We start from the raw sequence: 11,714 nt of genomic DNA, 5'->3' as shown, positions 1-11,714 counted from the left end.
TTCGGTGGTGGGGGCTTTGGTGCGGAGGTCTTCGAGGATGGCGATGGATTTTTCCATCTCGGTGAGGGCGTTTTCGAGGTTGCCTTGGGAACGTTGGAGAGAGGCAATATTCCATAATGTGCGAGCTTCTCCGCCGCGATCGCCCACGGCTTGGCTGAGGGGCAAGGCGCGAGCGTAGTATTCCAAGGCTTTCTGCTTTTCTCCTAGGGAGTCGTAGACAGCGCCAATATTGTTGAGGATTTGGGCTTCCCCCCCGCGATCGCCCACTGCTTGGCTGAGGGGCAAAGCGCGTTCGTAGTATTCAAGAGCTTTCTGCTTTTCTCCTAGGGAGTTGTAGACTAAGCCAATATTGCTGAGGGTGGCAGATTCCCCCCCGCGATCGCCCACAGCTTGGCTGAGGGGCAAAGCGCGAGCGTAGTATTCCAAGGCTTTCTGCTTTTCTCCTAGGTCGTTGTAGACTAAGCCAATATTGTTGAGAGTCGTGCCTTCTCCCCCGCGATCGCCCACCGCTTGATAGAGAGGCAAGGCGCGTTCTAAGTATTCAAGAGCTTTCTGCTTTTCTCCTAGGGAATCGTAGACTAAGCCAATATTGTTGAGGGTTGCGGCTTCTCCGCCGCGATCGCCCACTGCTTGTCGAAGGGGCAAAGCGCGTTCGTAGTATTCCAAGGCTTTCTGCTTTTCTCCTAGGGAATCGTAGACTAAGCCAATATTGTTGAGAGTGGTGGCTTCCCCCCTGCGATCGCCCACAGCTTGGAGGAGAGGCAAAGCGCGATCGTAGTATTCAAGGGCTTTCTGCCTTTCTCCTAGGGAGTTGTGGACAGCGCCAATATTGTTGAGGGTGGCAGCTTCCCCCCCGCGATCGCCCGCCGCTTGGATGAGGGGCAAAGCACGTTCTAAGTATTCCAAGGCTTTCTGCTTTTCTCCTAGGTCGTCGTAGACTAAGCCAATATTGTTGAGGGTGGCAGCTTCTCCCCCGCGATCGCCCACCGCTTGACGGAGAGGCAAGGCGCGTTCGTAGTATTCAAGGGCTTTCTGCTTTTCTCCTAGGTCGTCGTAGACAGCGCCAATATTGTTGAGGGTTGTGGCTTCCCCCCCGCGATCGCCTACGGCTTGGTAGAGAGGCAAAGCGCGTTCGTAGTATTCCAACGCTTTCTGCTTTTCTCCTAGGGAGTCGTAGACTCTGCCAATGTTGTTGAGGGTGGTGCCTTCTCCGCCGCGATCGCCCACTACTTGGTCGAGAGGCAAAGCGCGTTCGTAGTATTCAAGGGCTTTCTGCTTTTCTCCTAGGGAGTTGTAGATAAAGCCAATATTGACAAGAGAGGAGGCTTCTAGGCGTTGTTCTCCTGCTTGGCGAAAGAGAGTTACAGCGCGTTCAAATAGAGTAATGGCTTGTTGGAAGGTTTCTAATGTGCCTTGCTGACGCAATTGAACCGCCTCTTGAAGAACCCGGTTTGCCTCATCTAAGTCCGGCGACTGTTGGGCGATGTGGGTTTCAACAGGTTTTCCCTGTGCCATCCCAGAGACGGGTAGTATTGCCGCACTTGCCACCCCTGCCAGGATGCAGCCCCAGATTTTTGTTCTCTTTTTCATCGCGCCTTCCCTCAACTTAATCTCTCTCAGATATTCCCGGATGGGATCAATGTATCGCAAAATTTCGCTTTTTGACAAGAGTTTAGAGTATTAACAATAGAGAGATAGGACTACGCTGCTAGTGGTCTGTCATACTTAAAATGACGAGTATAGCCCGATCCGCCAGGGATTGAAAATCCCTTCTTACTTGGTTGGATATGCTGAGGAAACCTCAGCATCCCCCAAGCGCTGTCTCATACAAAAAATCCATTGAAATGGATTAGGGTTATGGCGATCGCCCTTACCCGCCAAAAAATCCTTGACAGACCACTAGCAACTCGGGTGACTTTAATTAAAAATTTACTCTCATTTCTGACATTTTAGGCAGAAAAATACTCTACGATCGCCTTTGTCAATCCTTCTAATGTATATTCTTTAGCTTCTACGTCCACGCGGCCAAATAAATCGAGACAGGTTTTTGAGGTTTGCGGTCCGATGGAAGCAAGACAACAAGAAGCGAGAATTTCTTCTAATTCTTGAGAATGTAAGGACTGTTTAAAAAGACGATCGCAATTCTGCACTGTTTTGGCACTGGCAAAGGTTATAATCTGTACAGAACGACTTTGTAAGGCTTTTAAAACATAAGGATCGATGCGATCGGGACAACCGGATTGATAAGCAGGAACTTCGACAACATTTGCGCCTTTTACATTCAATTCTTGTACTAAAATTTCCCTTCCTCCTGTTTCTACCCGAGGAAAGAGAATTTTTAATCCTGGGAGGCGATCGGGGAAATTTTCTGCTAGAGAGTCAGCGACAAAATTAGGGGGAATAAAATCGGGAATTAAATGATATTCTCTCAGGGTTTTTGCAGTTTTTTTACCCACTACAGCAATTTTAATCCCCCCTAAACTGCGTAAATCCTTCCCTAATGTTTCGAGACGTTTGCAGAAGTAATGGACAGCATTACTCGAGGTGAGAATGAGCCAGTGAAATGTATCGAGAGAGGCGATCGCGCTATCTAATTCTTGCCAACTGGAAGGGGGAGTAATTTCTAGTGCAGGCATTTCCAAAACCATCCCACCATGTTCCAATAATAAACCCGCAAAGTAACTCGACTGTTCTGCTGCACGAGTGACTAATATTGTTTTTTTGTCAAGGGGTAAAGCGTGAGAAGATTGAAACATTTCTTGAAGGTTGACAACGGCACCAATTACCATGATACAAGGAGAGAGGGAAATTGCTTGGGTTTGTTCTTGAATATTAGCTAAATTTCCTCGCCAAATTTGTTGCTGAGAACTGCCTGCATTACGAATAATAGCAATGGGGTGAGATGGCGATCGCCCATTTTGCAATAAATATGCAACAATTTTTCCTAAATTTCTTCCTCCCATTAAGATAACCAATGTATCAATTTTTGCCAAGGCTTCCCAATCCAGATTTTCTGGCTGATGTGCGCTTAGGACAGTAAAACAACGGCTTAAATACTTATCTGTGAGGGGAATTCCTGCCAGTAAAGGAGCCGCTAATGCAGAAGAAATACCCGCAATAATTTCAAAATTACACCCTGCTTTTTGCAAGGCTTCTACCTCTTCTCGCACCCTTCCAAAAATAAAGGGATCGCCACTTTTAAGACGTACAACTTGTTTACCTTGACTGCAATAAGTAACGAGTAAACGATTAATTTCAGTTTGCGGTGTACTGGCTTTTCCTCCTCGTTTACCAACCTCGAGTTTTAGGCAATTTACAGGAACTCGAGTTAACAATTCATCACTAATCAAAGCATCATAAATCAAAACTTCCGCAGCTTGAAGAAGGCGATCGCCCTTAAGGGTCAGAGAGTCTAAATTGCCAACTCCTGCACCTAACAAATAAACTTTTCCCTGACAAGTATTTTGATCATTCATCATTCATTATTCATATTTATCCTTCTTCTAAATAGTCCTCTAAAGTTTGAGTTCGTTTTTCAGTTAAATCTATCACGCACAACGCATAAATTGCTGGCATAATGCTTCCACCATCATAGCGCCGTTGAGAGTATTCGCAATCTGCCTCTCTGAAAGAAATCCATGCAGTTTGTGCTGCGATTAAGCGCGTTTCTTGGGCAGTATCTTTAACCTTATCCCTCAATTGTCCATAAACTCTATTGAGTTTTGCATCGGCTTCTCCTGCTTCTTTTGTCGCACAAAGATTCATCTCAAGTTGTGTTTGTGGTTCTTCACAATTGAGCTTTTCATCTTCCTTAAGAGGATTTTGAGCAATTTTAGGAGTAGTATGATTTAAGGTAGTAATGGGAGAAGAAGCGATCGGCGAAAATTGTTCTGTTGCGATCGCGCTACTCATGCGACCATTGATACTATCTGGACTGGTTGCGCGAGTTTGTTCGGGAGTCGAACAACCTGAAAAAACAACGAGAATCAAAGTTGCTGTAAAAATAAAAACGTTTTTTGTTATCTTCATTTTTGGTTCTTGTTCTGATTAAATAACGAGTTTAACACAAATTGTTCGCAAATCATTTCTAACTTAATTCTATGCCAACCAAGAGGCGATAGGAAATAAGAAGTATTCAAGGAAAAAAAGTTTCCAGATGAACTGATAAAAGCTGGCGATCGCATTGCGATCCTCCAGATCGACGCTACGACTGCGCCACCACAGCAGTCCTAACAGAATACAATGACCCGTCCCTAATATCCAAGCATTAACCCCCGCTAAACCGATAATTACTGCCCCTATTGTACCCAAATAGCAGAGGGTGATAATGCCGCGAGAAATTTGAAAAATGGCGGTTTTCCCGACTATGAGGGTAAAAGTAACAATTTCATATTCTCGATCGCCCTCCATATCGGGAACATCTTTAAAAATTGCGATCGCGATGGTAAACACTAAAATAAATAAGGTTAAAATAATAATTGAAGCTGGAATAATATCTAACCTTCCCAAGGTATGATTAAAGTGCAAAAATAAACCCAAATTAACAATAACACCGCGAACGGTAAAAATACAAAATGCAGCTAAAAGAGGAAAACGTTTTAAACGGATAGGAGGCAGAGAATAAGCCGTACCAATTGCTAAACTAATCCCCACCGTTGCCAGAAGCCAATGCCCTCCAAAAGTCGCCAAAAGTAATGCCAAAATGCCTGTAATAACAACAATCCATTGTCCTTGATTGCGAGAAAATTCTCCCGAAGCTAAAGGCAAATGAGGCTTATTAATGCGATCGATCGCAATATCTTCAAGTTGATTTAATCCTACAATATAAATATTGCCACACAGACAAGAAACCCAGGCGATCGCCAAATCCAATAAACTTGTTATACTCCAAACATCTCTGGCGATCGCAACAGCAATAGAATAGAGAGCTAATACACTTAAACTTGTGCCAATAATCGTATGAGGTCGAGAAAACTGCCAAAAATTCTTGAGGGTTTGTGTTTTTTTGATTGATAATTGTTCATTAATCATTGTTTATTAATTATTGATTCTGCAATATAAGCAATACAACCAGAAAAGAGAATTAACAGAACACCCAAAGCATTAATATCAGGTTTAACTCCGAGTCGAATGCGGCTGAAAATCTCTATAGGTAGTGTAGTCGATCGCACTCCAGCCGTAAAACTAGAAATGAGAAAATCATCAAAACTCAAGACAAAAGCCAACAAACATCCCGCAATAATTGCAGGTCTTAATTCTGGTAATAAGACTTGTAGAAAGGCTTGTAGAGGGGTTGCACCAAGGTCTAATGCAGCTTCCTCAAGATGGCGATCGATCTGGGTAAAACGGGAAGAAACAACGATCGCAATATAAGCTAAACAGAAAACAACATGAGCAGCAACAATTGTCCAAAAACTTAATTGAATGCCTAAAACCGCCAGAAAAATAAGCGTTGAGATGGCGATCGCAATATCGGGAACAATTAAAGGTAAATAAGAAACCCCACGATATAAAGTCTGCCCTGGAAAGCGATATTTGGCCAAACCTACCGCCATCATTGTCCCTAAAATAGCCGCGATCGCAGTGGCGATCGTAGCCACAGCCAGACTATTCATTAATGCTTGGATAATGCGCCCATCGGCAAATAACTTAACATACCATGCCCAAGAAAATCCCGTCCATTCTGCACTGTATTCCGACTCATTAAAGCTGTAAAACATCAGCACAAAAATCGGCAAATACATATACAAAAATATCAACCCAGAGAAAAAAGCCATCCTAATTATTAATAGTCAATAGTCCGCTATCAACTATCAACTATCAACTATCAACTAAACTACCTACCATTTTCCGTCTCTTTTCAAAGAGAAGTAAGCATCAAGAACTTGCGCCACCATTGGAGCCGCCACCTTACCCCCACCACCGCCAGAGTGTTCCGCAAAAGCCACCACGACAATTTCAGGATTGTCAAAAGGAGCAAAAGCACCAAACCAAGCATGAGCCTGACCTGGAGGGGCTTCCGCCGTCCCGCTTTTCCCGGCTGGCGAGGGAACTCCAGGGCGATTAACAGCAGTACCGGTTCCTGCTGTAGCCACAGCGCGTAAGCCACTACGAAGAGTAGAGATAGTAGACTGTTTTAAATTAAGAGGTTCGCGCCAATTTTTCTGTTCTTCTTGGTTTTTGAGTAAATGGGGTTTAACAAGATCGCCACCATTAGCCGGTACCGCAAACATCACCGCGACTTGCAGAGGAGTTGCGAGGGTGAAACCCTGACCGATGGACATATTCACCGTATCTCCCGCCGTCCATTCCCAGTTCATCCGCTCTCGTTTCCATTTATCGTCAGCAATCAAACCCGGTGCTTCCGAGGCAATTTCAATCCCAGTTTTCCTGCCGAAGCCAAAACGACGCGCCCAATCGATCAATACTTCTCCTCCTACTCCGCGCCCGATTTGTCCGTGAAAAGTGTTGCTACTCCATGCCATCGCCCCCACATAACCCATCGGACCAAAACCGGCACGGTTCCATTCTCCAAAGGCAGTACCTCCTACTCGTAAATAGGCAAATGTGGGCAAAACAGTATCAGGAGGATATTTTCCCGACTCCATCCCGGCGGCGGCGGTAACAACTTTAAAGGTTGAAGCGGGAGGAAAACCTCGCAAGGCACGGTTCACAAAAGGATTACCCTGTCCTTGTAATTCTTTCCATTTTTCTGGTGAAATCCGTTTGGAAAAAATATTGGGATCGAAGGCGGGATAACTGGCCATCGCCAACACTGCGCCATTATTGGGATCGATCGCCACAACTGCCCCCTTGCGACGACCCAAAGTACTTTCGGCCACTTTCTGTAAATTGAGATCGAGGGTCAGGGTAACATCTTTGCCCGCTTTAGCTTGTTTTTCACCCTTAATTTCGACGACTTTTCCTTCGCCATCTACCACGACCTGCTGCCCGCCCCATTCCCCTCGCAGCATCTCTTCAAAGCCTTCTTCTACCCCCATTTTGCCGACAATATCCCCGAGGCGATAGCCGTCTTTGCGCCGTACATCAAGTTCTTCCGCATTGAGTTCTCCTGTGTACCCTAAAATGTGAGAACCATTTGCCTTGTTCGGGTAATCCCGGACGTGTTCAATATCGACATCTACCCCTTTAAGTTCAAAACCATATTCTTCAATCGCTGTAATTTGTTTGGCGTTTAAACCCCGAGCGATACGAACGCGAGTGGGGGAGTTATAACCGGCTGCTTCCACTGGTTTCCGAATTTCTTCAGGGGGAATGTCAAGAATTTGTGACAATCGCATAACACTCGTCTCCCAGGTTTCGTATTTCTGGGCAAGAGGCCAGACATAGGCGGAATGAGATAAGCGACTGCTGGCCAGAATTCGCCCTTTGCGATCGAAAATGGTGCCGCGCACAGGTTGCCGAGGCACAATGCGAATACGATTATTTTCTGCTAATTCGCTGTTCTCCTTGCCTTCCACCAGTTGCAAAAAGGCAAGACGGGAACCAATACCCCCAAGCAAAAACAGGCTGATAATCAGCATGACAATTACAGATTGGTATTGTCCGCCAACGGTTCTCGGGGTTTGTTTGCGCCCGACTTGGGAAGATGGCTTTAGGGTCGTTGTTGTGGGATGGCCGACTCGCATCATGGGTTATCGCTTTTGTATAAATCCATTGAACAATGCCCCGCGAGAGGTGGTTGTTTGTTGCCACTACACTCTTGGATTTTTGGGTTTCGGGGTTTACCCGAGGAAAGTTTAATGACAATTGTACTTTGCAATCTCCCTTGTAAGCGGAAAATTCTTTCCATAAGGACAAAGTTTGTGGGCAAGGGGTTTCTCTGGGAGAATTGTAGGAGAAGAGCATTGTTAACGAACTTTCTCTTGGGGATCTGCTTTCTCTTTTCTCAGAGAGAAGTCCTGTTTCCGTATAATTTCCTCGCAATTGAGTTTGAACAGTCGATACCCTACATGGGTACGGGGATTCCAGCAAATCCTTGAATTTCTCGGGCGATGCTGTCGGGCCAGTTTTCGATTAAATAAGTATCGCCATTTTTCATGACGCGAAGTTTGGCTTGCGCGATCGCCTTGGCGTAGGCTTTACTTTGGGCGAGGTTGGTGGGTTTGTCTTGTCCGCCCTGTAAAATCAGTGTCTGTGTCTGAAACTGACTGAGTTTCCCGTTGAGAAATTCTTGTTGAATTTCAGCTTGGTGACGGGCGAAAAGTAATTGACAAGAAGCCGGATGTTCCACCAGCAAAGTTCGATAGTTCAGAAGGGCATCGATTTTTTTTCGCAATCTTAGTATTGCTGCGAAGGGAGAGATCGCCTTTAACAGTAAAAAAAATAAAGGTGTGCGATCGACGAGCAATTTTTCAATATTCCAGCGCTCTTTTTGTTCTTCTACTTCTATTCCTTCGGGGGATACTAGGATCAATCCTTCTAAGCGTTCCCCGTATTTCTCCGCGTAACTGGCGGCAACCCAACCCCCCAAGGAATGACCGACTAAATAAGGGCGTTCTAGTCGCAGGGCTTCAATATACTCAGTAAGGCATTCAACTTGCAGGGCAATTGATTGATGAACATTGGGGGGTTCGGATTCACCAAATCCTAACAAGTCTGGAGCGAAACAGTGATAGTGTCCTTCCAGATGGTCGATAACCTTTAACCATTGACTGCTATCGGCATAAGCACCATGTAAGAAGATCATGGGTTTTCCTTTGCCGACTTCTCGCCAGAAAATTTGTCCTTGGGAGAGTTGAATGCGGGAGATACGTAAAGGCGATTGCATCTAATCTAAAATTACTGTTGAGTTTGACTTGTTTTGGATGGCAAAATGGATTTTGACCTATAATGGCACAATTTCTCCCCAAAATAAACGCTAAATTTTCAGGACAATTCTCGCAATTTGTTTTCTTTTTAAGATCGAACTCGATTTTTCTGCTTAGGGTTTTTTCACCCAATACAAATGCCCCTGGTGTAATTGTAAAACCGGACGTTCCGAGAGGGCTGCGAGTTGGCGATCGTGGGTTGTCACGATAATGGTGGCTCCATAGGTGTTGAGGTTTTGCAGGGTTCGTAAAATTTGCGTGGCATTTTCGACATCTAAATTTCCCGTGGGTTCGTCAGCGAGTAATAAGGGTGGGGTGCCGACGATCGCCCGAGCAATACTAACCCGTTGTTGTTCTCCTCCTGAGAGGCGATCGGGGAAATACTCGGCTTTATCAGCAAGTCCGACCATTTTTAGGGTGGGGATGAGCCGCCGATCTATTTCTTGCTGTCGTTTCCCTTGTGCCTGCAGGACAAAGGCAATATTTTCAGCAACGGTACGATTGGGAATGAGCTTGTAGTCTTGAAAAATAATGCCCATGCGTCGCCGAAATTTAGCCAGGCGATCGCCCCGCAGTCGGTTGACATCGCAGCCGTTGGCGTAAACGCGCCCGGCGCTGGGGAGTTCTTCCCCGTAGAGTAATTTTAAAAGGGTAGATTTTCCGGCTCCCGATGCTCCTGTGATAAAAACAAAATCGCCGCGCTTTAAATTCAAGTTGACATTCTGCAAACAAGATCCGCCGTTGGCATAAACCTTGGAGACATCTTGCAGGCGAATCATAACTTCTGTCGGCAGGGTTTTTTGCTGAAAAACCTCGGGCTGTTTGCTTTTTGCAGAGGTAGAGGTAGAGGTAGAGACTTTTTCTTGTTGCTCGAGCATTTTTGGGGATCTGGGGGATGGGATGGGGCGGTTTGAGGGCGATCGCCCTAGGAGGGTTATGGCTTAACCTACGAGCGATCGCCAGGCAAAATGGGGCAGAGCCAGCATTCGCCGCCAACGCCAAGGTTCTTTGTAAAGACGATAAAACCATTCCAAGTTATTTTCGCGCAACCATCGGGGCGCTCGGGACTTGACCCCAGCCCAAATATCTAAACTCCCTCCTACGCCGATCCAAATTGCTTTGGGACAAAGGGCGCGATTTTCTGCAATCCAATATTCTTGACGGGGAACTCCCAGTCCGACCAAAATTAATTTGGGCTGTTTTTCTTGCAGTTGTGCTTGAAAATTGGCTTGTTCTGAGTCTGAGAGATAGCCGTGGCTACTCATCATTGAGAGGGAAGGGAAGCGATCGCGCCAATGGCAAGCGGCTTGTTCTGCAACCCCTGGAGCGCCACCATAAAAGGCGATGGGATAGTCTTCTCCTTCTTCTCCAGCAATCTCTAATAAAGAAGCCGCCAGTTCAATGCCTGGACAGCGACGCTGGAACTGTTGGCGCAGACGCAGGTAGAAGACAACTCCTACCCCGTCGGGAATGACCAGATCCGCTTGGGCGATCGCGGCTGCTAAAGGGGGATTGCTTTCCGCTTGCATCGCCATTTCTGCGTTGAGTGTGACCACGTGAGTGCCACAATCTTGCAACAGCCGCGATCGCAGCCAGCGCGGATAATCGTCACACAGGTGAACAGGTAATTGAAACACAGAGAATTGCTTTGGAGCTTCTATCCCGTCCTGAAGTTGTTGAACCGACATTGTTAGTCAATCTAATTTTTGAACTTATCCACAAAAATTATCTTATCTCGATCAGAAAAGCAAGTTTGGCCATGAGGAATTGGCTATTTGAGTTCTAAATAATAGGAAAAAGAGAAATTTTTTTGATATTTTAATAAACGTTTTCGATATAAAAGTTGCCAAGCAGTCCGCGAAAAGGCACCTTCCCAAAAAATCCGAGTAGCATGGATAAAATCTCTACAATCTCCTTGTTTGAAGGCTGCCAGACTCCAGTGTAGTTTTAAATAGGATTCAATTTGTGTGAAGTGAGGAATCTTTTTTTGATATTTAGGATGTACGAGAGAATAAATTTTTTGCTTGATTAAAATATGGGTTTTTAAGCGTTTAGAAATCGGAATTTTTTTATTATAGCTGCCATCCCACAAGGTACGGTAAGCCAAACAACGATTGATAAAAATAGCATCTCCAAAGCAGGCAATTTTAACCCATGAGTCGATATCATCAAAATTCGCATCAAAATAGGAATCCCAGCCCCCCGATTGCAGAAACGCATCTCGACGAAAGGCTACTTGTACAGGAGTGCCGAAAGGGACTTCTTCTAGGAGCATACCGCAGTGAATATCTTCTTGGGGTAAATAGCAAACATGACCTACTCCGACAGATTCCGTTACAGAGAGATTCTCTCCCTTCCCATTCACTTGCATGACCCGACAGGAGCAAATTGCAGCTTGGGGACGCAAGGCGATCGCCTCCTGCATGATTTCCAAACATTGGGGATCGAGATAATCATCGTCATCTAAGGTTTTAATCCAATCTCCAGTGGCTCGGGCAACCCCAATATTGATGCTTTGAGAATGACCGAGGTTAGTTTCGTTACGATGATAAATTATATTGTGCTGGGGGAGCGTGTGGCCAAGGTTTTCGAGATAATCCTTTGTCCCGTCGTCAGAACAGTCGTCAATTATAACAATTTCGCAAGGAATCGTTTGCGAGAGGGCAGTTTGGAGAGCGCGATCGAGCAACTTGATGCGGTTGTAAGTTGTAATCAAAATACTAAATTTCATAGATTTCTCTTTCAAGCCTCACGCCTTTAGGCTGAGGTTCCTGCTGCTCGGACTGACGGTGGGGGTGATCGCATTTTAGCTTAGAGTTCTCGCAAAATTCTAGAAAAAACAAAATTTTTCTTTTTGCAAATTAATATCTCCCCATCGTTTCT

Annotated in this window: 10 protein-coding genes; all 10 read right to left on the bottom strand. The window is 45.4% G+C overall.

Going from position 1 to position 11,714, the window contains the following annotated elements:
* Positions 1-1,515, bottom strand: a 1,515-nt coding sequence (locus tag JUI58_RS23350) for a tetratricopeptide repeat protein (protein WP_348539961.1), incomplete at its 3' end; no start/stop codon positions are given.
* Between the two features lie 434 nt (positions 1,516-1,949).
* The gene (gene cobA, locus JUI58_RS23345; RefSeq protein WP_204106252.1) at positions 1,950-3,476 is read right to left on the bottom strand and encodes a uroporphyrinogen-III C-methyltransferase; all 1,527 of its coding nucleotides are present in this window, start codon (positions 3,474-3,476) and stop codon (positions 1,950-1,952) included.
* A gap of 16 nt (positions 3,477-3,492) precedes the next feature.
* Positions 3,493-4,029, bottom strand: coding sequence for a lysozyme inhibitor LprI family protein (locus tag JUI58_RS23340; RefSeq protein ID WP_204106251.1), 537 nt, complete (start codon positions 4,027-4,029; stop codon positions 3,493-3,495).
* A 69-nt stretch (positions 4,030-4,098) separates the two neighbouring features.
* A complete protein-coding gene (locus JUI58_RS23335; protein ID WP_204106250.1) occupies positions 4,099-5,031 on the bottom strand; it encodes a homogentisate phytyltransferase in 933 nt (310 codons plus the stop codon).
* Positions 5,028-5,777 carry an ABC transporter permease gene (locus JUI58_RS23330; protein ID WP_204106249.1) on the bottom strand — a complete coding sequence of 250 codons (750 nt, stop codon included), beginning with the start codon at positions 5,775-5,777 and terminating at the stop codon, positions 5,028-5,030. Before JUI58_RS23330 ends, JUI58_RS23335 begins: the two co-directional genes overlap by 4 nt.
* Before the next feature lie 63 nt (positions 5,778-5,840).
* Positions 5,841-7,652 (bottom strand): penicillin-binding protein 2, encoded by a 1,812-nt coding sequence (gene mrdA / locus JUI58_RS23325; RefSeq protein ID WP_204106248.1) that lies wholly within the window; start codon positions 7,650-7,652, stop codon positions 5,841-5,843.
* Positions 7,653-7,969: 317 nt separating this feature from the next.
* The gene (locus JUI58_RS23320) at positions 7,970-8,791 is read right to left on the bottom strand and encodes an alpha/beta hydrolase (RefSeq protein ID WP_204106247.1); all 822 of its coding nucleotides are present in this window, start codon (positions 8,789-8,791) and stop codon (positions 7,970-7,972) included.
* A gap of 153 nt (positions 8,792-8,944) precedes the next feature.
* Entirely contained in the window at positions 8,945-9,709 is a 765-nt protein-coding gene (gene ftsE / locus JUI58_RS23315; protein ID WP_204106246.1) for a cell division ATP-binding protein FtsE, read from the bottom strand.
* Between the two features lie 63 nt (positions 9,710-9,772).
* Complete coding sequence (locus JUI58_RS23310) at positions 9,773-10,519, bottom strand: WecB/TagA/CpsF family glycosyltransferase (RefSeq protein WP_204106245.1); 747 nt, start codon at positions 10,517-10,519, stop codon at positions 9,773-9,775.
* 83 nt (positions 10,520-10,602) lie between these two features.
* Positions 10,603-11,562: a glycosyltransferase family 2 protein gene (locus JUI58_RS23305; protein ID WP_204106244.1), complete on the bottom strand. Its 960-nt coding sequence runs from the start codon at positions 11,560-11,562 to the stop codon at positions 10,603-10,605.
* Positions 11,563-11,714: the final 152 nt, after the last annotated feature.

Source organism: Spirulina sp. CCY15215, assembly GCF_016888125.1.
Lineage (GTDB): Bacteria > Cyanobacteriota > Cyanobacteriia > Cyanobacteriales > Spirulinaceae > CCY15215.
Note: the sequence above shows the minus strand (reverse complement) of the source record. Positions and strands in the feature narration are given on the sequence as shown.

Bases quoted from the DNA above. Each gene is read 5' to 3' on its own strand.
- cobA (WP_204106252.1), bottom strand. From the start codon at position 3,476: ATGAATGATCAAAATACTTGTCAGGGAAAAGTTTATTTGTTAGGTGCA.
- JUI58_RS23340 (WP_204106251.1), bottom strand. From the start codon at position 4,029: ATGAAGATAACAAAAAACGTTTTTATTTTTACAGCAACTTTGATTCTC.
- JUI58_RS23335 (WP_204106250.1), bottom strand. From the start codon at position 5,031: ATGATTAATGAACAATTATCAATCAAAAAAACACAAACCCTCAAGAAT.
- JUI58_RS23330 (WP_204106249.1), bottom strand. From the start codon at position 5,777: ATGGCTTTTTTCTCTGGGTTGATATTTTTGTATATGTATTTGCCGATT.
- mrdA (WP_204106248.1), bottom strand. From the start codon at position 7,652: ATGATGCGAGTCGGCCATCCCACAACAACGACCCTAAAGCCATCTTCC.
- JUI58_RS23320 (WP_204106247.1), bottom strand. From the start codon at position 8,791: ATGCAATCGCCTTTACGTATCTCCCGCATTCAACTCTCCCAAGGACAA.
- ftsE (WP_204106246.1), bottom strand. From the start codon at position 9,709: ATGCTCGAGCAACAAGAAAAAGTCTCTACCTCTACCTCTACCTCTGCA.
- JUI58_RS23310 (WP_204106245.1), bottom strand. From the start codon at position 10,519: ATGTCGGTTCAACAACTTCAGGACGGGATAGAAGCTCCAAAGCAATTC.
- JUI58_RS23305 (WP_204106244.1), bottom strand. From the start codon at position 11,562: ATGAAATTTAGTATTTTGATTACAACTTACAACCGCATCAAGTTGCTC.